This is a genomic window from Sphingopyxis sp. GW821-FHT10B01 (genome assembly GCF_059415685.1).
The window spans coordinates 405419-426084 of record NZ_JBWKNS010000004.1; the positions used below are offsets into that span (position 1 = coordinate 405419).

Here is a 20666-nt window from a genome sequence, read left to right on the forward strand (position 1 = left end):
ATCACTTCATCAGCGTCATAAGGGCACCGCCGCCATTGTCGACGAACATCTGCGCGTCGGCCTTTGTCCGGAAGCATATGATATTTTCACCTGCAATCTCGGCAGGCGCCCAGTAGAAGTCGCCGGGCGTAATGTGTGGAACGATCTGTTCGATGGGGCGGTACATCGCATCCTTGCCGGGTGCATAATGTGAGACGACACACCACCAATTTCCTCGTTGATATGGTTGAGTCTCCATCGGCTTGATATGGACACGCGAGGAGAGATTTTAAGACGTGAGCTGTATTCTTATCGCGTCTGCACGGCCCGCTTCGAGCCGTCAGTCGCTCGCGTTCGCGGGGCGGGGCGGGGCAGCAATGGGTTCTCTTGCTGCGTGCGGCCCAGCATCGGCGTTTCGCTCTGGCCGCGGAATTTTGAGTTTCTCGATTGCTAGGGGACCGTCCGCAAGATATCCGACAATTCCCGCAGCGACCAGTTCGACGTCGCCTATTTGGGCGGCGCCGGGAAGAATGGCTTCGAATGCATCGGCCAGGAGTTTGAGCTTTTTATCGACTTCTTTAGCCTTGTCGCCATGGGCGATGGCGTTGCGAAGCTCGTTGAAGCGCAACAAAGTGTGGCAGAGCTTGTCCCCGGCATCCGGCGGCCCCTTCCACGCTGCCTGTAATACCGAAACCTTCTGTCCGAAGCCAAGCCCATAGAGCTTGTGCGAGCGCGGTAGGAGCTGCCCAAGGACGATGTCCATCTCGCGCTCGAGAGCTGCATGCAGAGTCAGAATTGTGCCCGCTCGATCATCAAGCTTGGCCCTTGCTTCGCCAAGTCTGCGAAGCCCATCGAACTGATTATAGCCAATCCGGCCCATTCCTTTTCTCCCCGTGATTGCCTGTTTCTTGCATGACGGCACCGGCCTCGGAAACCGACAATTTCGGGCACAGCAGACGCGGAGCTTGACGGCTTCGCAGACTCGGTGGAACATATAGGGAACATTTGAGTCGATGACCCCTATGACCGTACCGCCATTTTCACTGCCCCGGCCAAGCGCCGCAGAGCTTCTAGCGCTTCGCGAGACGGTGGCGCGCGTCGCCGCCGCCCGTGGGCCGGTCCTGCCATTCGGCGTAGGACCGCTCGATCATCTGCTTGCCGGCGGCGGTCTCGACGGCGCGGGTCTGCATGAGGTTGCCGCAGCCTCCGCAAGCTGGAGCGATGACGCAGCGGCGACATTATTCACCGCAGGGATCGCCGCGCGCTTCGCGGCGCTGCCGGGGCTCTCGGCACTCTGGGCGCTCACGCGCTTCGATCTATATGCTCCGGGGCTCGAACAGGCGGGGCTCGGGCCCGAGCGCATCCTTTACGCGCAAGGCGCGAACGACCGTGAACTGCTCGCCATGTGCGAGGATGCACTGCGCGACGGGGCGCTGGCCTGTGTCGTTGCCGAGGTAAAGGCGGCCGATCAAACGGCGACGCGCCGGCTGCAACTCGCTGCCTCTGAAGGCAAGACGCCGATGCTTCTCTATCGCCGCTACCGGCGGCACGGCCAATGCCCGCTCACCGATCTCTCGCTGGCCTGCACGCGCTGGCGGATCGGAAGTCTTGCGTCGACGCCTTTGTCGATGCCCGGAGTTGGGCGCGGGCGCTGGTCGGTCGAGCTTGTACGCCAGCGCGGCGGGCCGCCTTTCTCCCTCGAACTGGAGGCGTGCGATGACCAGGGTCGCCTCGCTCTTCCTGCCGCAACTCGCGATCGAGCGGTTGCGGCGGGCGGCGCCGATCTCGCACTCGGGCACGCTGCCTGAGCCTGCGCGGCTCGGCCCGCGCCTCCCCGAACCCGTCGACGACAATCCCGGTTCCTGCTCGGTGCCAAAGGGCGGCGGCTGGCGCCCTGGCGCACGGTGGGCACAAGACGCGCGGCCTGATCGGGCGGCGATCGATGCGCTGCCCGCACACCAGCGGCCGCCGATGCGCGAGCTCGGGCGGCGCAGCGAGGCGGCGACCCCGGTGTTTCGCACCGCGCGCAGCGACGATGGAGGTGGAGCTGCAGGCGCTGCGAATCCGATGCCTGCGCTGTGGAGAGCCCGCCCGACCATCCTCGTCGCACGCAAGGGCCAGCGTGACATCGTGACCGCCGCTTGCCCGATAGCGCTCGATCTCGGCTTGGTGCCGGGGATGGCCGCTGCGCATGCGCGCGCGCTCGTCACTGATCTCGATGTCCTCGATGCGGCGCCCGATGCCGATGCAGCCTGGCTGGACCGGCTGGCTCTGCACGCCGTGCGCCACTGGACGCCGACCGCCGCGGTGTCGGGGGAAGACGGTCTCTGGCTCGATCTGACCGGCACGTCGCATCTCTTCGGCGGCGAGGCGCGCTTCGCCTCGCGGCTTGTGTCATTCCTGCGCCGTCTCGGTTTCACCGCGCGCGTCGCGATCGCCGGTACGCCTGGCGCCGCGCATGCGCTTGCGCGCTTTGGCCGGGCCGCCGCCCTGGTTCTACCGGAAGGAAAGGAGGGGGAGGCGCTGGGCGGGCTGCCGCTTCGGGCGCTCCGCCTTTCGCCCGAGGCGCTCACTGCGGCGGCGCGATTCGGGATCGAGGGGATTGCAGACCTTTACCCGATGCCGCGCGGGCCGCTCGCGCGGCGCCTTGGACGCGCCGCGGTCGAACGGCTCGATCAGGCACTCGGCTTTCTGCCCGAGCCGATCGTGCCCGTGGTGCCTTTCGAGCTGCCGCAAGCCCGGCGCCGGCTCGTCGAACCGATCGTGACCGCCGAAGCCATCGAACAGGTGATCGGCGATCTCGTCGCCGATCTTGTCGCCGATCTCGAAAAGCGCGGGCTTGGCGTGCGCATCGCAGTCCTGCGCTGCGAGCGCGTCGACGCTCGCGAACAGCTGGTCGCGGTCGGGGCGGCGCGCGCGACGCGCGATGCCAGACATCTTGTTCGCCTTTTCCGGCTGCGGATCGACCGGATCGAGCCGGGACTCGGGATCGAAGCGATGATGCTCGCCGCGCCGCAAGTCGACGCGCTTGCACCCGAAGCGATCGCGTCGCTCGATGACGGACCGCGCCCCCCCGACATCGCGCCGCTCGTCGACCAGCTCGCGGGACGCGCCGGTGAGGCCGCGCTGTTCCGGCTGGAGGGACGCGAAAGTGACGTGCCCGAGCGCGCGATCGGGCGGACCGGCCCGCTCGCCAAACCTACCGGTTGGCCCGTCTGGGCGCGTCCGGTCCGTATGCTGTCGCGGCCCGAGGCCCTGTCGGGCGTCGTCGCGCTGCTCCCCGACCATCCACCGCGCCGCTTCGCGTGGCGCGGCCAATCCTATCGCGTCGTCGCGGGCGACGGACCCGAGCGCATCCACGGCGAATGGTGGCGGACCACGCGCGAAATGTGGGCGGTGCGCGACTATTTTCGGGTTGAGGCCGAGAGCGGCGAGCGCTTCTGGCTCTTCCGCCGCGGCGACGCCATCGAGGAGAATACCGGCGATTTGAGCTGGTATATGCATGGCGTGTTCGGATGACGGCCCCCGCCACGACCTATGTCGAACTTCAGGTGACGAGCCATTTCTCCTTCCTTCGCGGCGCCTCGGCGCCCGAGGAATTGTTCGCTGCCGCAGCCCTGCTCGGTCACGCCGCGCTCGGTCTGTGTGATCGCGGCAGTGTCGCCGGAATGGTGCGGGGGTTGTCAGGACAGGAAGCGACCGGCGTTCGGCTTATCCCTGGATCGCGCGTCGATCTGCGCGACGGGCGATCACTGCTTCTTTATCCGAAAGACCGTGCTGCCTGGTCGCGGCTGACCCGGCTCTTGTCGCTCGGCAAGGCGCGGGGCGGCAAAGGCAATTGCTGTCTCGACTGGCCCGATGTCGCGGCATGGGCCGGGGGATTGGTCGCGGTGCTGATTCCGGACATCGCAGACGAGCGCACCCGCCTCGACCTTGCAGAGCTACGCGAAACCTTCGGATGCGACGCCTATCTCGCGCTGTCGCTCCGGCGTCGGCCCGGCGACTTTGCGCGGCTGGGCGCGCTCGATACGCTCGCCCGTGATATGGGCGTGCGCAGTGTGGCGATGGGCGACATTCTCTATCATTCCCCGGAACGGCGGCCGCTGCAGGATGTCCTGACCGCGATCCGCGAAAAGACCACGGTCGATGCATTGGGGTTCAAGCGCGAACGCTTCATGGACCGCGCGCTAAAATCGCCCGCCGAAATGGAGCGCCGCTTCGCGCTCTTTCCCGATGCGATCGCGGCGACCGCCGACATCGCCTCGGTCTGCCGTTTCGATCTCGCCGAGATCAAATATCAATATCCCTATGAGGAAGTGATGGCGGGGCGCACGGCGCAGGAGGCCTTAGCTGCGCTCACTGAAGAAGGGGCGACGCGTATGTTCCCGGGCGGCGTGCCGCCTGCCTATCGGACACAGATCGATCATGAGCTCCGCCTGATCGGCGAGCTCGGCTACGCGCCCTATTTCCTGACCGTCAATTCAATCGTCGCCGAAAGCCGGCGCCGCGGAATCTTGTGCCAGGGTCGGGGAAGCGCGGCGAACAGCTGCGTCTGCTTCCTGCTCGGTGTGACCTCGATCGACCCGATCAGGCACGAGCTGCTCTTCGAGCGCTTCGTCTCGGGCGAGCGCAAGGAGCCGCCCGATATCGACGTCGACTTCGAGCATGAGCGGCGCGAGGAAATCATCCAGTGGATTTACGAAACCTACGGTCGGCATCGCTCGGCGCTGACCGCTGTGGTGACGCGCTACCGCACGCGCGGCGCCGTCGCCGAGGTGGGGAAAGCGCTTGGCCTGCCGCGCGACCTCACCAAAATGCTCACCGGGCTCGTCTGGGGCTGGTCGGTCGACGGCATCCCCGACGAGCAGATCGCGAGCCTCAATCTCAACGCCGACGATCATCGGCTGCGGCTGACGCTCGACCTCGCGCGCCAGCTCATCGGCACACCGCGGCATTTGTCGCAGCATCCCGGCGGCTTCGTACTGACGCAGGAAAGGCTCGACGATCTCGTTCCTATCGAGCCCGCGCGCATGGAGGACCGTCAGATCATCGAATGGGACAAGGACGATATCGATGTCCTCAAGTTCATGAAGGTCGATGTGCTGGGGCTCGGCATGCTCGGTTGCATGAACCGGGCCTTCAATCTGCTGCACGAGCATAAGGGGATCGATGTCGGCATGGCCGACCTGCAGGACGACGATCCCGCCGTCTATGGCATGATCCAGAAGGCCGACACGCTTGGCGTCTTTCAGATCGAGAGCCGCGCGCAGATGTCGATGCTGCCGCGGATCAAGCCGAAATGCTTCTATGACCTCGTAATCGAGGTCGCCATCGTCCGTCCTGGCCCGATCCAGGGCGACATGGTCCATCCCTATCTTCGCCGCCGCGAGGGCAAGGAGAAGCCCGAATATCCCAAGCCCGAGCTCCGCGCCGTGCTCGAGAAGACACTCGGCGTGCCGCTGTTCCAGGAACAGGCGATGAAGGTCGCGATCGTCGGCGCGGGCTTTACGCCGGTCGAGGCCGATCAATTGCGGAGGGCTATGGCGACCTTCAAGCTCACGGGCGGGGTGTCGCATTTCTACGACAAGCTCGTGGGGGGCATGGTCGAGCGAGGCTATCCCAAGGACTTTGCCGAGCGCACTTTCAAGCAGATCGAGGGTTTTGGGTCTTACGGCTTTCCCGAGAGCCATGCCGCGAGCTTCGCGAAGATTGCTTACGCCAGCTGCTGGATGAAGCATCATCATCCCGATGTTTTTTGCGCGGCTTTGCTCAATGCGCAGCCGATGGGTTTCTACGCGCCCGCGCAGATCGTGCGCGATGCCCGCGATCATGGTGTCGAGGTGCGCCCGGTCTCGATCAACGAGAGCCATTGGGACTGCACTCTGGAGGAAACCGGGGGGCACTATCTCGCCGTTCGCCTCGGCTTTCGGCAAGTGCGCTCGCTGGCCAATATCCACGGCGCCGCAATCGTCGGCGCGCGCGGCGATCTACCTTACGACTGCGTGGAAGATGTTTGGCGCCGCGCGGGCGTGCCTCGCGCGGCGATCGAACGGATTGCCGAGGCCGACGGCTTTGCCTGCCTCGCGGAGGATCGGCGGCAGGGCCTCTGGAAGGTTCGGGGGCTCGGCGAGGCACCGCTGCCGCTCTTTGCAGCGGCTGACGCCCGCGAAGCCAGCTTCTCGTCCGAAGGGCTCGAACCCGTGACTTCGCTCCGGCCGATGACCGAGGGCCGCGAAGTGGTCGAGGACTATCGCACACTGCAGCTGTCGCTGCGCGCGCATCCTTTGAGCTTTTTGCGGGACGGGCTCGACGCAATGGGGATCGTCCGCTGCGCCGATCTCGCGCATATTCGCGATGGCCGGAATATCGAAGTCGCGGGCGTAATCCTTGTGCGGCAGCGCCCGGGTTCGGCGAAGGGCGTGTTGTTTGTCACGATCGAGGATGAGACCGGCATCGCCAACGGAATCCTCTGGCCCGATCGCTTCGACATTTACCGTCGGCAAGTGATGTCAGCCTCAATGATCGCGATACGTGGACGTCTCCAGAAGGAAGGCGAGGTCATTCACATCATCTGCGACCGGATTACCGATCATGACGCGATGTTGCGCTCGATCGCGCAGGGCGACGTCTCCATTGCGCCTGGACGCGGGGATGGGGCGCGGAACGGAGGCGGACCGGACTCGCGCGACGCCCCGCTGCGCATCCGGAGTCACGACTTCCACTGAAAATATGACGCGCTCGGCACAGAGGTTGTCAATCCGACCGCGGCCGTCCACCAAGCACACATGGACCTGAAAGACGCATTGAAACTGGTAGCCGGCGCTCGCGCGGCCCATCCGCCGACCGATGCCCTCTATCAAGCGGTCGACGCGCGTTCCTCCATCAACATTGACGTAACTACCGAAGCCACTTGGGGCAGCGAGACAACCGCCTTGGGTACGACCATCTCCGTGGCGCCCACCGCTCACCCTTCGGAAAGTCTGATGCATGAACTCCTTCACGCTGACTTTAAACTACAGGGATATCGCCCGCACCTCACGATGTTTCGCGTCGATGGCAATGATATGGTCCAGTACGTCGTGCAGGCGCTGGATAATGAACTCCAGCATCATCGAATGTTCCCAACATTTGTGTCCGCGGGGCTCGATCCAACGAAATATTATTGCGACGAGGATGAACAGACTTACAAGCGCGTTCGCGCTGAGCTCAAGCGGATGAAGCCGAAGACGCTAAGCGCGGGATATCTGTTCCTCAAATATCTCTCCGCGATCGCGCCTGGTGGCGCAGGCAGCGAAGCGGAGCGCGAACAGCTCAAGCGATTTTTTCATCTGGCGGCGCCGCGTGAGAAAATGCAGCAGGTCGAAGCCGCCGCCGAAATACTTCTCGCATGGGGTCGCAGCACGAGCCTCGATCCCGGCCCTGTCATACGGGATATCCTTGAGGCGCTCGGCTTTGAAGGCTGGTGGATCGGGGCATCGCAACATTTCCCGAAAGACGGCCATTTTGTCGGGACGCCCTTCACCATGCAGGATGCCGAGAAATACGCCGATAGGGAGCGAAGCTGATCCGGTCGGTTGCTTTCGCGCAACCTTCGACCCAAGCCTACCGGTTGATGGATATCGCGCAGGCAATCCTGTTGCGCACCCATTCTATACTCGTGCCATTTGAAGCGTGCCTCACGGTCTCCTGCGCGGGAGACTGCCCCTATTTGTCGCCGCATTGCGGGTCTCGGTTCGCCTAATGCCGTCAACCCCCGACGGGGGTTCGCCCTCGCGGTTCGCTCGGTGACGGCGGCTCGCGGCCCCTCCTTCTGGCGCCATCGGGGATAGTCCCCGACCAACCAAGGAGACTTTCAATGGCAAGCATCGCAAATCTTACCGTCAAGGACGACGGCAGCTTCGAAGGCACGCTCGCGACCCTCATGGTCACCGCACCGATCGCGATTGTTCCGAACGGCCGCAAGGTGAAGGACAGCGAGCCCGACTACCGAGTGATCAGCCGCAAAAATGGCTACGAACTCGGCGCAGGCTGGGTGAAGACCTCGCAGGCCGGCGCCGAATATGTGTCTGTGTCCCTCTCGGCCCCCGAACTCGGCCAGATCTTCTGCAACATCGCCAACGCACCGGGTGACGATCCGTCGAAGAAGGTCCTCATTTGGAATCCGCCAAGCTGAACGGGCATGCAGCGGTCCCGCCTCCGGGCGGGACCGAAACCGGCTCGAAAAATCTATTCTTCTCCGGACAGACGTTGGCGTTCGCGGATGAACCAGTCGAACCATCCGTCCGCGTCGGCAGCAGGAATCTTGCCGCAGGACACAAGATGGGAAATGGCGGAACGCCGAGCCTTGGCAACGGGAACCCCGGCGTAGGTCAGCTTATACTGCTCCCAATACATGATCGTGGCTTCTTCGCGGTGCATCCAGAAATCGGTGGCCGCGGCGCGCCAAGCGAGATTCGCCTCCACATGGGAAATGATCTCGGACCGATCAACGTCATGCCGCTGGTGCGCCCGTGGCTCGGGCACCAGCGCACGCAGATCGGCTGTGCCCAGGCAATATTGATCTGCCTCCGGGATCAGGGTCACAGCGTCGGAAATAATTTGTCGGCAATCCTGGCAGACCCAACGCTTACGGTAGTTGGAAAAGATGAGCGCATGGCCGCTTAATGCGCTCCGTCGACGGCGAGATTCCGGGTCGGACTCCTCATCGAAATCGTGGACCAGCATGATACTCGCGGTCCATGCGCCGCTGTTTGAACCGCGCATAATCTCGAATTTCGTTCGGTCGCACGAGGCGCACCGCCAGTCCGCACCAGCGTCGCGCCACGGCCGCGATACTTCGCTACGGGCGGCATCTATCTTCGAGAAATCTCCTGCCGACGGAATCCTGACCTTGCTTTTGGGCCGGGTAGAAATGGTGCTCGACTTGCCAGCGGTTGATCGCGACCGAATTAACAGTGCCTCGGCAAGGTCGACCGGCCGGGCGCGAACAGGCAATTGATCTTTCGCCAAGTTAAGGAACATTCGCGCGCCGTCGAACGGCGATTCCACCGCGATCCGCACTCGCTCCCGGTCGTGCGAACCATCGCAGATTCGATCGGTCATCAGTTCTACAAAGGCCACCCGATCCAGAAACTGGGAATGAGCGCTGGCCCAGACCCGTTTACCGCCTTCCAGATTGAGAAGATGTGGAGAGTTTGGCTCCGCCATAATGAACTGGGAAATTTCGCTCGGGCTGAAACTGAAGTGCCGCGGAACTTCGGTTCCGATGGCCGCCTTCATCGCCGCATCGGCCGCGTTGCAATCGTTGCAGATTAGCGTTCGCGAGAAACGTTCGATTAAATCGTAGACGCAAGCGAAAGCGCGCCGCCTTGTCGCGCTGACTTCTTCGGGCAAATCCTTGGGAATCCGCGTGCGCCAATATTCCTTCGCCAAATCGGCGATATGATCATGATGGATGTCGAGCTGACACAGTAGGACATTCTGATCAGTTAGACGCGCGATTTGAAATTTTTCACGGTTACAGACAGGACAGGACCAGCGCGTTCTCATTTGCGCCCAAGCGTCATTCAGCTCAACCAGCGATGTCCCGAACTTCGCCATCAGCCAACGCGTCGATGAACTCCATCGACCGTCTCTGGCCCCGGTCAAAACGTGACCTTCCACTTCGTCATCGCTCATCGCCAAGAAGTCGGGCAGCTCGATAGTTATCTTTCTCATCGTGAGAGAGATGCCGGAAAATAGCCCCACCACACAAGCCGTAGAACCGGCCATTCAGGATGAAATCCATCAAAATTGGCGCGCCAAATGCGCGTCGCGCCGACCCGGCGACAATGCTAATCACCTTCGATGCAAAATGTTCGCACCGCCGTCTGGCCAATTCTGAACAACCTTAGGGTCACGATATCCGTCGAGGAGCAGGCGTTGCTTCACGCGGAATTGGGTCAACTCAAAAAAATCCAGGCGACCGCGTTACTCCAGGCATGGAGGCCCATCGGCATAGCTGTCGCCCGGGCGAAGACTGCAACGGCCCGGAAAGTTATCCTGCAAGCCTACACCGGCCGAAAGCGTCTGTGGGCGCTCTATTCTGCCGCAGCATGGAGCGTCCGCACGATTACGCTTGCTGAATATATGGAGCGCTCGGACCTCGTCGCGATGCCGAAAAAATGGGCCGCTGATGCGGCACTTGAATTGCTCGACGAATATGAGGCGGACGAAAGCTGGCTCTGGCCATTCGAAAGCGATTCGCCTTGGGAGCTCGACGCGGACAGCGAGGACTGATTGCTCAAGTAACCGGCTGCAGGACCCTTCTCGCTCTAAAAGCCGCTGATCCCTAGGCCGGGGCCATGCCTCCTTCAATCAACCCGCAAGGGGTCCCTGCGCTATGCTTGGGCCTTCGCTGCGCTGCGGTGATTGCGGCCCGTCCCCGTCCGGCGGGGCGACTGTCGAGCGGGAATGGACCCGCTCCCGGACAGGAGCCTCGATATGCCGCTTTCCACTGCCCAATCGCTCGGCTGGAACCTCGCCCGCACGATGATGACCATCATCGTCCTGATCGAAACAAGCCGCGGATATTCTGTGATACCGCTCGATGAATTCGACGGCGATCCCAGCTGCATCGTCTGCGAATATGACCCCTTCAATCGCTGACATCGGCGGAAAACCCCCAAGGTGGTTCCAGTTGCGGTTCCGCCTTCGGGGCGCCGCTGCTATGATCGCGCAGCAGAATGCGCTGTGGTGGAGGTGGCGAGCGCGTCCGACGGGAGGACGCTTGTGACCTTGATGATCATTCTCGGCGGCGCGGCTGCCCTTTATCTTATCTGGCTTATGTTCCGGCTCGCGGCCTTTGCCCTGCCTGTCTATGCCGCCATCGGCGCCGGCCTGTTTGTTCACGAGCAAGGATATGGTATCGCAGTCACACTGCTGGCCGGCTTCGCCACCGGCCTGATCGTCCAACTGGCGGGTCAGGCGGTCTTTGTGTCCGTCCGGTCACCTCTCTTCCGTTTTCTTGTCGCCCTGCTGTTTGCCGTGCCTGCTGGCTTTGCTGGATATCAGGCAACGTCCGGGCTGATCGCACTGTTGCTCAATGACGGGTTCTGGGAAAGCTGCCTGGCCATCGCTGGCGGGCTTGCCACGGCCGTCGCCGCATGGCGCAGTCTCGCAGGCACCGCGTCGGAATCGGCACCGTCTCAACACCGGCAGTCGGACGAATTGAACCCGTCGGCACCGCCGGCCTAGGCTACTCCGCTCTCCCGTTCCGGCAATCCTTCCCCTTCTTCTGGCACCAGCACAGCCTCTCGACATGCGCGATCTGGCGGCAAGCCGCTGACGCTGGGCCAGCTTGCCGCAACGGCGCGCCTTCGCCTTTCTTCCCCCGGCGTGCCGCCGTTCCTCGCGAGCCAAGAAAGCCGGATCACGCCGTCCTTCGCTTCGCTGCGGGCCCTTCGGGCTGCGGCGCCGTCCCCTTGCCGCCCACCGATGCGCATCGAGGCCGCGCTGGTGCGGCCCGAGCCTAAGGAAAGGAAAGCATCATGACCAAGATCGGCAGCTTCACGAAGACAGCCTCCGGCGAATATCAGGGTGAGATCGTCACCCTCTCGGTTCAGGCTAAAAAGGTTCGCATTGTGCCCGACACCAATGCCAGCGGCAACGCACCGAGCCACCGCGTCCTCATCGGCGAAGCCGAAGTTGGCGCTGCCTGGCCGAAATCCACCCAGGACGACCGGCCCTATCTCTCGGTCAAGCTCGACGACCCGACCTTCACTGGTCCGATCTTCGCGCAACTCTTCGCAGGCGAAGGCGAGGCGCATGATCTCGTGTGGAACCGCCAGACCCGCCGCGGCAACTGATCGGCAGGCCATCGCCGCCCGGCACGCGCCGGGCGGCGATAGTCTCAAATTGAGGGTTTTTCCCAACGAAATCGCGAAGCGATGGGTTAAGTATCAGTGCTTTATGCGCCGATAACCAGAAGCGGGGTCGCTGCAGGAATCGGAAGAATGCCTTTTCTTTGCAATCACTTGGCTTCGGGAGGTGCTCATGCAACCCACACTCGACTGGCGATCTCCGGATTTTCCGAAAATATTCGAACTATATGATCGCGCGGACTTCGCGCAGGAATTCCTGCGCCGCAACCCGCGCTACCGCGCCGCCTATCGCGTAGGCGCGGCGCGCGGCCGATCCCTTGGCGCGCTTCACAGGCTCGCCCGCCACTGGGGGTTGGTCTTTCGCCGTTGATCCCGATGCCCCTGCCGAACGGGCGCCTGCCCTGTGGCGTCCCGATATCTGTCCGTCGGTCACCATAGCGGGACCAGCCCCGCCCAGCGTCCCTGGACTGCAATTGTCGGACGTCGCCGCTTCGGCCGGCATTGCCGCCGAATGGCTTGCCCACCGCGAATGGCATCTCGTCCTGGCGATCGGCGGCCGCCGCTACCGGCTTTGGATCGCCGATTGCTTGGGCAATGAGGCGCTCGCCTATGTGGTGCCAGCCGATGACCATGTCCCCGAACGCCAAGCGGCGGCCGCGGCGCTTCACCGCTGGATCGCGTTGCACTCCGCTTCGGTCCCGCCGGGCCAGCCCGGTCCGACCGAGCGCTGGCGCCTGGTGCAGTGGCTGCGGCTTCTCGACGCGCTCGAAGAGAACATGGCCCCGCGCGACCTCGCCGCGGCACTCATTCTGCCCGATGTCGGATCCTACTCCGCTGCGGAGTGGGACGCCTCGAGCGAGCGCCGGCGTATCGCGCGCTGGCAGCGCAGCGCGATCGCGATGCGCGATGGCGGCTATCTGTCTCTGCTCGCAGGCGGCTGATCGGGACATTCCGCAGTCCGTCACTTTGTCCGTTCCCGGATCGGACCCCGATTTCCGATTGTCACCTCCTGCCCGCCGTCCCCCTCTCGGGTGTCCGGCACGGCATCAGGAGACCCTCGATGAGCGATTTCGCCGCCCCCATTGTCCCGCGATTTCTGAAAACCCCCGACGCCGCCGTCCATCTCGGATTGTCCGCCCGCACGCTCGAAAAACATCGTTGCTACGGAACCGGACCGGTCTATCGCAAGCTCGGCGGCCGCATCGTCTATGCGATCGACGAACTTAACGCCTGGGCCGAAATTGGCCGGCGTCATTCGACCTCCGATCCGGGCAAAGGTACTGTCCTTCCCGCGCGCCCGGTGAAACGCTGATGCGCAGCGGGGCCGCCTCGCCAATGCCGGAAAGCAGCACTGCGCCGTCGCTTGGCGCGCCGCGAGACAGCCTGACCGAGGTTGAACTGACCTGGATCGAAGGTCGGTTCGAGCAGTGGATACGCTTCGGCCGGGTCGCAGCCGAGCGCATCCTGAGCCGCAGCACCAAGCTGGTCGCTTTCCGTTCCGGCGCAACCTTCGCGTTCGTGCGCTGGACATCGAACGACTTTGGCACCGTGCATTCGAGCATCGCGATCGCGACCGCGGCGCCCGCGGGCGCGCCCTATGCGACCTTGCCATTCGTGCGCCCCGGCGCCGATCTCCTGCTCCGCATCGACGGTTGGCCGAATGTTCAGCAGGTCCTGCAGGCGATCGATGCGGTCGAGGCAGCTGGCATCGACGCCTGCGATGCCGCGCCCGACCATTGGCGTCATGTCGGCAACCGAATCGCCGCCGGTATGCCGTTCCGCCCCTATGGCCCCGATCGCCATATGGCGTGGCTCCGCCGCCGGGCGATCGAGACGTGAACCGCCGCTATCTCTTCGCGACGGTCGCGGTCGCATCGCTTTTCGGGGGTCTGTTTGGCGTGGTCGCCTGGCTCGCGCCGACGCCGCGCCTGCTGTGGAACGCAAGCGCGAGTGCGCCGATCGGGCTCTATCGGATCGACCCGGGTGCGACGCCGAGCGCGGGCGACATGGTCGCCATCCAACCGCCCGCACCGCTTGGCGCCTGGCTTGCCGAACGTGATTATCTCCCGGCTGGCGTACCGCTTCTCAAGCGCGTCGCCGCTCTTCCCGGTGCGCGCATTTGCCGATCGGGCGTCTTCGTGACGATCGATGGCCGGGCCGCCGCGCGGACCATGGCGCGCGACCGTCTCGGCCGCCCGCTGCCGCTCTGGCTCGGTTGCCGGGTCGTCGGCCCGAGCGAACTCTTCCTGCTCAATGCCGCGCCCGACAGCCTCGACGGGCGCTATTTCGGGCCGCTCCCCGTCGCCGGCCTGATCGGCGTCGCCCGTCCCGTCGCGACGCGCCCAGCGTCCGGCGCGCGGCTTCGCGGTCACTGACCTTCCCTCGACCCGACGTCACCCTCAACCGAATAGGAGATTACATATGATTATCGGAGCATTTCGTCGGCATGGCGACGTCTACACCGGCCATATCCGCACGCTTGCTTTTGACGCGGAGATCAGCATCGCGCGCGCGCCGATTTCGGAAGCCGAAAACGCGCCGGCGTGGCGCGTTTGTCTCGGCGATGCCGAGGCCGGCGTCGAAATTGGAACGGGGCGGGCCCGATCGGGATCGCGGGGAATCTACCTCGCGCTGGAGATCGACGATCCGCTGCTCGCCGCGCCAATCACGGCCAATCTGTTCGATTCAAACCAGCATGACGGCCAGCATCTGCTTTTCTGGTCGCGCCCCTGTGCGCGCGAGAAGGATTGAATCGTGGCAAGGCTTTTGCGCGCTCGTCTCGGTTTGGCGCTCCGTTGCGCGGCGCCATGGGGTGCACTGCTTGCAGCTCTCGGCATACCCGCCACCTGCACTGCGGCTGCAGCGGCGACGCCGACAGCAAACCATCCCTATGCCGGGCCCGTTGCTGAAGCATCGCAACGGTTCGGCATTCCGGAGCGCTGGATCTGGCGCGTGATGCACGCTGAAAGCCGCGGCAACAGGCGTGCGATCTCGCGCGCCGGCGCGATGGGCCTGATGCAGATCATGCCGCCAACCTGGGCGATGCTGTCGGCGCGCCACCGCCTTGGCGACGACCCGTTCGACGTGCGGGCGAACATCCTCGCGGGAGCAGCTTATCTGCGCGCCATGTGGGACCGCTATGGCGATGTCCGGCTCATGCTTGCAGCCTATAATGCCGGACCGGGGCGCGCCGATGCCTATGTGGCGGGGCGGCGCGGCCTGCCCGCGGAGACGCTTGCCTATGTCCGGCAGATCGCGCCGGAACTTGGCGCATCGGATGGAACTGCGCTCGCCTCCGCGCCCATTCCCGCATCACCAGGTTGGCGCGCCGCGCCTCTGTTCGCAGCGGACTTCGAGGAGCACGCCAAAGGTGAAACGCGCAGAGAGTCGACGCCGACAGCGCGCGACGAGGCTGCCCGTTCGGCTCCCGCTGCTCCATCGAACCTGTTGTTCATTCCGATGTCCGGACCGGCCGAATGACCATATTGGCTATGAACTCGGGCGGAGCAATCGCCTTTACGTTCGGGGCAATTTGGGATCGCTGGAGGGGGAATCTGGGAGGGCGAGATAAAAGACGTGCCAGCTTCCGGCGCGTAGGTGGTTGGATTGATGCGATAATCCCATATGGCTCTGGCGCGCCCCTGCCATACATCTCTTCCGAAAATCCAAATGGGGCAAAGACTTGCCGTCTGGCAGCCGCCCAATGAGCTCCGGCGACAGCGATTTTCGGATTCGCCCGGGAAGAGGGCGCGACGCGGGCCGGGGGTCGAGCGGGAAGGGGCAGCGGCTCGCGGCGCAGGTTCGCCGCGCCGCCGCGCGGCAGGGCCTCACGCCTTTGCGCAAGGGTGGCCGTGGTGGCACGCAGCGCCTCGGACGCGGACGGCGCGCCGTAGCGTTGGCGCGCTTTCGCGCAAACGGTCGGCGCGTCGTCGTCAAGGCGCGCGTCGTGCGGCATAAGGGCATGCGCTTCCGCGCCGCGCCGCTCGCCAAACATCTATCCTATCTCGAACGCGACGGCGTCAACCGCGACGGGCGTAATGCGTCGTTGTTCGACGCCCAAGGCGACGCGGCAGATCGCGGCGCCTTCGCCGTACGCTGTGACGGCGACCGGCACCATTTCCGCTTCATCGTCAGCCCCGAAGACGCTGGTGCGATGGACGATCTGCGCGGCTTCACCCGCGACCTGATGAAGGACATGTCGCGCGATCTTGGAACCGGCCTCGATTGGGTCGCGATAGACCATTGGAACACCGACAATCCGCACATCCATATTCTTGTCCGCGGCGTCGCCGATGACGGGACCGACCTCGTCATCGATCGCGCCTATGTGAGCGAGGGCATCCGCTTCCGCGCCGAGGAACGCGTGACACTCGAGCTGGGTCTCAGAAGCGACCGTGAGATAGCTCAAGCGATTGAACGCGAAGTCGATGCCGAGCGCTGGACCAGCCTCGACCGGCAGATTGAGCGCGCGGTCGCCGAGAGCGGCGGCCTTCTCGATCTCCGCCCTGCACCGGCCGGCGATCAGGCGTCGGACCGGATGCTGCGCGGCCGCGCGGCGACGCTTGAGCGGCTCGGTCTGGCCGAGCGCCTCGGCTCCGCTATTTGGATGGTCGATCCGGGCGCCGAACGCGCGTTGCGCGATCTCGCCGACCGCGGCGACATCATCAAGACGATGCACCGCGCGATGCAGCGGAGCGGAATGGCCTTCGACCCGTCCGCACTTGCGCTGCACGGCGAGACGCCCGGCGATCCGATCGTCGGCCGCCTCGTTGCGCGCGGTCTCGACGACGAGCTCGCCGGCAGCTCCTTCGCAATCGTCGATGGCGTCGATGGCCGTACCCACCATCTCCGTTTCGCCGACATCGAATGGACCGGCGATATGAAACCGGGCGCGATCGTCGAACTGCGCAGCTGGGAAGGGCGCAGCGGCACGGCACGGCTGTCGCTCGCCGTGCGATCCGATCTCCCGCTTGGCGAGCAGATCGGAGCGAGCGGGGCAACCTGGCTCGACCGCCAGCTCGTCGCGCGAAACACGGTGCTCGCGGGATCGGGGTTCGGGTTGGCGGTACGCGATGCGATGGACGCGCGTGCGACATTTCTCGAAGGCGAGGGTCTCGCCCGGCGGCAAGGCCCGAGGCTCGTCATGGCGAGCGGACTCATCGACACATTGAAGCAGCGCGACCTCGACACGGCGCAAGCCGCCATCGCCGCGCGAACGGGCCTCGCGCATCAGCCCTCGGCGAATGGCGAACATGTCAGTGGCATCTATCGCGAGCGCGTGTCGCTCGCGTCGGGACGCTTCGCGATGATCGACGACGGGCTTGGTTTCCAGCTCGTTCCCTGGCGGCCGGCGCTTGATCGGCATCTCGGGCAGCATGTTGCCGGCACGATGGCAGCAGGCGGTTCGATCGACTGGTCGCTTGGGCGCGGTCGCGGGATCGGCATTGGATGAAAGGATTGCTGCAATGAACGATCGTATCCTCTGGGGCCAAATCGCGGCGGTCGGCGCGATCGTGACCGCCGCGATCTGGACAGCGACGCAGTGGACCGCCGCCTCGCTGGGCTTTCAGTCTGAACTCGGTGCGCCCTGGTTCCAGGTCGATGGTTATCCGGTCTATCCACCGCCCGCCTTCTTCTGGTGGTGGTTTGCCTTCGACGCCTATGCGCCGGCCATTTTCCTCAAGGGCGCCGGCATCGCGGCGTCGGGGGGCTTCCTCTCGATCATTGTCGCGATCGGCATGTCGGTGTGGCGCGCCCGCGAGCGTCGCCGCGCCGAGACTTACGGCTCGGCGCGTTGGGCGAGCGAGCGCGAGATTCGCAAGGCGGGTATGCTTGGACCCGACGGGGTTATTCTCGGCCGGATGGGCAACGCCTATCTTCGCCATGATGGCGCCGAGCATGTGCTTTGTTTCGCGCCGACACGATCGGGCAAGGGCGTCGGTCTCGTCGTTCCGACCCTCCTGACCTGGCCGGGGAGCTGTATCGTCCACGATATCAAGGGCGAGAATTGGCAACTCACAGCCGGCTTTCGAGCAGCACATGGCCGCGTGCTGCTCTTCGATCCAACCAATCGCGCGTCGGCCCCCTATAATCCCTTGCTCGAAGTGCGGCGCGGCGAATGGGAAGTCCGCGACGTCCAGAACGTCGCCGATGTCCTCGTCGATCCGGAGGGGAGTCTCGAGAAGCGGAACCACTGGGAAAAGACGAGCCACGCACTGCTCGTCGGTGCGATCCTCCACGTCCTCTACGCAGAGCCTGACAAGAGTCTCGCGGGGGTCGCGGCCTTTCTCTCGGACCCTCGCCGGCCAATTGCCGCGACCCTCCATCGGATGAAGGCAACCCGGCATCTCGGCAACAAGCCGCACCCGGTCGTCGCCGCGGCAGCACAGGAATTGCTCAACAAGAGCGAGAATGAGCGATCCGGGGTGCTGTCGACTGCCATGTCCTTCCTTGGCCTCTATCGCGATCCCGTGATCGCGGCGGTCACCGGCTCATCCGAATGGCGCATCGCCGATCTCCTCGACGGACCTGAACCAGTGTCGCTCTATCTGGTCGTCCCGCCCGGCGACATCAGCCGGACCAAGCCGCTGATCCGCCTCATCCTCAACCAGATCGGGCGCCGTCTCACCGAAGAATTGGGGCCGCGGAGCCGGTCAAGGCGTCTGCTATTGATGCTCGACGAATTCCCGGCGCTCGGCCGCCTCGACTTCTTCGAGAGCGCTCTCGCTTTCATGGCGGGATACGGCATCAAGGCCTTCCTCATCGCCCAATCGTTGAACCAGATCGAGAAGGCCTATGGACTGAACAATGCGATCCTCGACAATTGCCATGTTCGGGTGAGCTTCGCGACCAACGACGAGCGCACCGCCAAGCGCATTTCGGATGCGCTCGGCACCGCGACCGAAATGCGCGCCATGAAAAATTATGCCGGTCATCGCCTCTCGCCTTGGCTGGGTCATCTCATGATTTCGCGAACCGAGACCGCGCGCGCGCTGCTGACGCCGGGCGAGGTAATGCAATTGCCGCCCGGCGAGGAGATCGTCATGGCGGCTGGCGTCGCGCCGATCCGCGCGCGGAAGGCCCGCTATTATCGTGATCGCCGCCTCATGCGGCGTGTTCTTCCGCCGCCGGCCGTCAGCGGCGCGGCGCGTCCGCGAAACGACGACTGGTCGGAACTTGCGCTGCCCGAGGGGGCGGCTCCCCGTGACAGGCAACGGGTCGACGAAGGCGAGCACGGCAGCGATGCGGCCAACGCCGGCATCAGACAGGAGCCCGAGCTGCCCTTGCATGAAGATATTGCTCCCGCCCTCGCGGCGCCGGCCGGCGAGTTTGATTTTGGCGATCAGGATGCGCAGGGCGATGCGGCCCGGCTCCGCCAGGCCGCCGACCGCCGCATGGCCCGAAACGCTCGCACCGCCTCGCTCGATCCGAATGACGGGATCGACCTGTGACGAAGCCCCATATCAAGCAGACTTTCCGGCTCGATGCCGAGCTGGTCCGCCTCGTCGCCGACCGGGCACGGCAGCGGCGGGTGACCCGGACCGAGATCGTCGAAGCGGCGCTCGCTTCATTGCTATCGGCCGATCATGAGGAACGACTGGAAGCGGCGCTCACCAGACGGATCGACAAATTGGCGCGCGGGCTCGAACGGCTCGAATGGCATATCGACCTGTCGAACGAGGCCTTCGCGTTGTTCGTCCGCTTCTGGCTGACGAGCACCGCGCCGCTCCCGGACACGGCGTTGCCCGCTGCCCAGGCGACGGGACGGAAAAGATGGGAGGGGTTCGTGGAATCGCTCAGCCGCCGCATGGAGGCCGGGCCGAAGCTCGCCGAAGAACTATCCAAAGATATTGGCAGCGAAATTCGCGGCTGACCGTCGGTGTTCGGCGAGATGCGTTACGATTGGCAGCTCGAGAGGAAATAGTTCAGGATTCCTCTCCTTCGGTAAAATAGGCGCGCAGGCGGTGCGACGTTGCGGGCTGCAGGCGAACGAAACTGCGGCGGGCGTCCATCAGATCGGGGGTCCGGTCGACGAGATCGGCATCGCAAAGCTTTTGCACGAGGCGGAGCGCGCTGCTCATCGGAATCGTCGAGGTCACGCAAAGGTCGCTCGTCGAGAGGGGTTTGCCCTGACATTCGTGGACGAAGAGATCGATGAGCATCTCCCAGGCGGGCTCGCCGAACAATTCCTCGGCACCAATCAGCTGCCGGCGCAAGATGCGCCGCCGCATCGTCGCACGCGCATTTTCGAAGGCTCGGTCGCTCCGGGGTGGTGCCGCTTCGTCCGGGGATTTCATCGTATAGGCGGTCGGTTTCGCCGCCCCTGCCAAACCGTCGTTCGTACTGCCGATATGATGGGCAGATGCCGAAGTGACGACGATATGGTCAAGAATTTTGACGTCGAGCGCGCGTCCGATTTGATCGAGGCGCTGCGTTGCCGCGATATCCTCGTCACTGGGACTCGCATCGCCGCTTGGATGATTGTGGACGAGGATGATCGCCGCGGCATTGAGTTCGAGAGCACGGCAAAAAATCGTTCGAGGATAAATGGCGATCTGGGCCAGAGTGCCATTCTGTACCTGCTCGTCGGCAAGGAGATTGCGGCCGCTATCGAGAAACAGGATGCGCAGGACCTCGACCGGAAGCGAGCCCATCGAGGCCATCAGATACCGGCCGAGCCTGGGATCGAACGGATCGATAGCAGCGGTGCGGAGATCGCAGCGCATCGCCTCGGTCATTATCTCGCGCGAGCCGATCAGAAGCGCCGGTAGCGTTGTGCCAGTCCCGAGAATGCGCTCCAGCGCTTCGGGCGACTGCGCCAAGATT

General features: G+C 64.3%; 23 protein-coding genes. 19 read left to right on the top strand and 4 right to left on the bottom strand.

The genetic code is table 11. From position 1 onward, the window contains the following. Position 1: 1 nt before the first annotated feature. Together AC07NV_RS14640 and AC07NV_RS14645 are read right to left on the bottom strand one after the other, a co-directional pair. Entirely contained in the window at positions 2-166 is a 165-nt protein-coding gene (locus AC07NV_RS14640) for a hypothetical protein (RefSeq protein WP_495167096.1), read from the bottom strand. A gap of 153 nt (positions 167-319) precedes the next feature. Continuing rightward, a complete protein-coding gene (locus AC07NV_RS14645; RefSeq protein ID WP_495167097.1) occupies positions 320-859 on the bottom strand; it encodes a hypothetical protein in 540 nt (179 codons plus the stop codon). A 133-nt stretch (positions 860-992) separates the two neighbouring features. Here AC07NV_RS14645 and AC07NV_RS14650 point away from each other — a divergent pair, with 133 nt between their 5' ends. The 5 genes from AC07NV_RS14650 (at position 993) to AC07NV_RS14670 (ending at position 8152) form a co-directional block, all read left to right on the top strand. Beyond that, positions 993-1787 carry an ImuA family protein gene (locus tag AC07NV_RS14650; RefSeq protein ID WP_495167098.1) on the top strand — a complete coding sequence of 265 codons (795 nt, stop codon included), beginning with the start codon at positions 993-995 and terminating at the stop codon, positions 1785-1787. Next, positions 1696-3498 carry a DUF6504 family protein gene (locus AC07NV_RS14655; RefSeq protein WP_495167099.1) on the top strand — a complete coding sequence of 601 codons (1803 nt, stop codon included), beginning with the start codon at positions 1696-1698 and terminating at the stop codon, positions 3496-3498. Before AC07NV_RS14650 ends, AC07NV_RS14655 begins: the two co-directional genes overlap by 92 nt. After that, the gene (locus AC07NV_RS14660) at positions 3495-6704 is read left to right on the top strand and encodes an error-prone DNA polymerase (protein ID WP_495167100.1); all 3210 of its coding nucleotides are present in this window, start codon (positions 3495-3497) and stop codon (positions 6702-6704) included. Before AC07NV_RS14655 ends, AC07NV_RS14660 begins: the two co-directional genes overlap by 4 nt. Before the next feature lie 60 nt (positions 6705-6764). Further along, a complete protein-coding gene (locus AC07NV_RS14665) occupies positions 6765-7544 on the top strand; it encodes a hypothetical protein (protein WP_495167101.1) in 780 nt (259 codons plus the stop codon). Between the two features lie 290 nt (positions 7545-7834). Next, positions 7835-8152: a DUF736 domain-containing protein gene (locus tag AC07NV_RS14670; protein WP_495167102.1), complete on the top strand. Its 318-nt coding sequence runs from the start codon at positions 7835-7837 to the stop codon at positions 8150-8152. 53 nt (positions 8153-8205) lie between these two features. On the opposite strand, the gene AC07NV_RS14675 is transcribed toward AC07NV_RS14670, so the two are convergent. Next, positions 8206-9750: a hypothetical protein gene (locus AC07NV_RS14675; RefSeq protein WP_495167103.1), complete on the bottom strand. Its 1545-nt coding sequence runs from the start codon at positions 9748-9750 to the stop codon at positions 8206-8208. 75 nt (positions 9751-9825) lie between these two features. Between AC07NV_RS14675 and AC07NV_RS14680 the strand changes: the two genes are divergently transcribed. The 14 genes from AC07NV_RS14680 (at position 9826) to AC07NV_RS14745 (ending at position 19713) form a co-directional block, all read left to right on the top strand. Then, the gene (locus tag AC07NV_RS14680) at positions 9826-10257 is read left to right on the top strand and encodes a hypothetical protein (RefSeq protein WP_495167104.1); all 432 of its coding nucleotides are present in this window, start codon (positions 9826-9828) and stop codon (positions 10255-10257) included. A gap of 204 nt (positions 10258-10461) precedes the next feature. Then, the gene (locus tag AC07NV_RS14685) at positions 10462-10626 is read left to right on the top strand and encodes a hypothetical protein (RefSeq protein WP_495167105.1); all 165 of its coding nucleotides are present in this window, start codon (positions 10462-10464) and stop codon (positions 10624-10626) included. 123 nt (positions 10627-10749) lie between these two features. Next, positions 10750-11214, top strand: a complete 465-nt coding sequence (locus AC07NV_RS14690) for a hypothetical protein (RefSeq protein ID WP_495167106.1) — start codon at positions 10750-10752, stop codon at positions 11212-11214. 293 nt (positions 11215-11507) lie between these two features. Continuing rightward, a complete protein-coding gene (locus AC07NV_RS14695; RefSeq protein WP_495167107.1) occupies positions 11508-11825 on the top strand; it encodes a DUF736 domain-containing protein in 318 nt (105 codons plus the stop codon). Between the two features lie 187 nt (positions 11826-12012). After that, positions 12013-12210 carry a transcriptional regulator domain-containing protein gene (locus AC07NV_RS14700; protein ID WP_495167108.1) on the top strand — a complete coding sequence of 66 codons (198 nt, stop codon included), beginning with the start codon at positions 12013-12015 and terminating at the stop codon, positions 12208-12210. 103 nt (positions 12211-12313) lie between these two features. Then, a complete protein-coding gene (locus AC07NV_RS14705) occupies positions 12314-12781 on the top strand; it encodes a DUF2285 domain-containing protein (RefSeq protein WP_495167109.1) in 468 nt (155 codons plus the stop codon). Positions 12782-12900: 119 nt separating this feature from the next. Next, a complete protein-coding gene (locus AC07NV_RS14710) occupies positions 12901-13152 on the top strand; it encodes a helix-turn-helix transcriptional regulator (RefSeq protein ID WP_495167110.1) in 252 nt (83 codons plus the stop codon). A 23-nt stretch (positions 13153-13175) separates the two neighbouring features. Next, the gene (locus AC07NV_RS14715) at positions 13176-13679 is read left to right on the top strand and encodes a DUF2840 domain-containing protein (RefSeq protein WP_495167111.1); all 504 of its coding nucleotides are present in this window, start codon (positions 13176-13178) and stop codon (positions 13677-13679) included. Continuing rightward, complete coding sequence (locus AC07NV_RS14720) at positions 13676-14215, top strand: S26 family signal peptidase (protein ID WP_495167112.1); 540 nt, start codon at positions 13676-13678, stop codon at positions 14213-14215. The genes AC07NV_RS14715 and AC07NV_RS14720 overlap by 4 nt, the downstream gene beginning before the upstream one ends. Positions 14216-14261: 46 nt before the next feature. Next, positions 14262-14591, top strand: coding sequence for a DUF736 domain-containing protein (locus AC07NV_RS14725; protein ID WP_495167113.1), 330 nt, complete (start codon positions 14262-14264; stop codon positions 14589-14591). 33 nt (positions 14592-14624) lie between these two features. Continuing rightward, positions 14625-15320: a lytic transglycosylase domain-containing protein gene (locus tag AC07NV_RS14730; protein WP_495167280.1), complete on the top strand. Its 696-nt coding sequence runs from the start codon at positions 14625-14627 to the stop codon at positions 15318-15320. 223 nt (positions 15321-15543) lie between these two features. After that, positions 15544-17292: a relaxase/mobilization nuclease domain-containing protein gene (locus tag AC07NV_RS14735; protein WP_495167114.1), complete on the top strand. Its 1749-nt coding sequence runs from the start codon at positions 15544-15546 to the stop codon at positions 17290-17292. Positions 17293-17305: 13 nt separating this feature from the next. Beyond that, entirely contained in the window at positions 17306-19291 is a 1986-nt protein-coding gene (locus AC07NV_RS14740; protein WP_495167115.1) for a conjugal transfer protein TraG, read from the top strand. Beyond that, positions 19288-19713, top strand: a complete 426-nt coding sequence (locus AC07NV_RS14745; protein ID WP_495167116.1) for a CopG family transcriptional regulator — start codon at positions 19288-19290, stop codon at positions 19711-19713. The genes AC07NV_RS14740 and AC07NV_RS14745 overlap by 4 nt, the downstream gene beginning before the upstream one ends. Before the next feature lie 52 nt (positions 19714-19765). Here the strand turns inward: AC07NV_RS14745 and AC07NV_RS14750 are convergent, their stop codons facing one another. Further along, positions 19766-20662 (bottom strand): JAB domain-containing protein, encoded by an 897-nt coding sequence (locus tag AC07NV_RS14750; RefSeq protein WP_495167117.1) that lies wholly within the window; start codon positions 20660-20662, stop codon positions 19766-19768. Between the last annotated feature and the right edge of the window lie 4 nt (positions 20663-20666).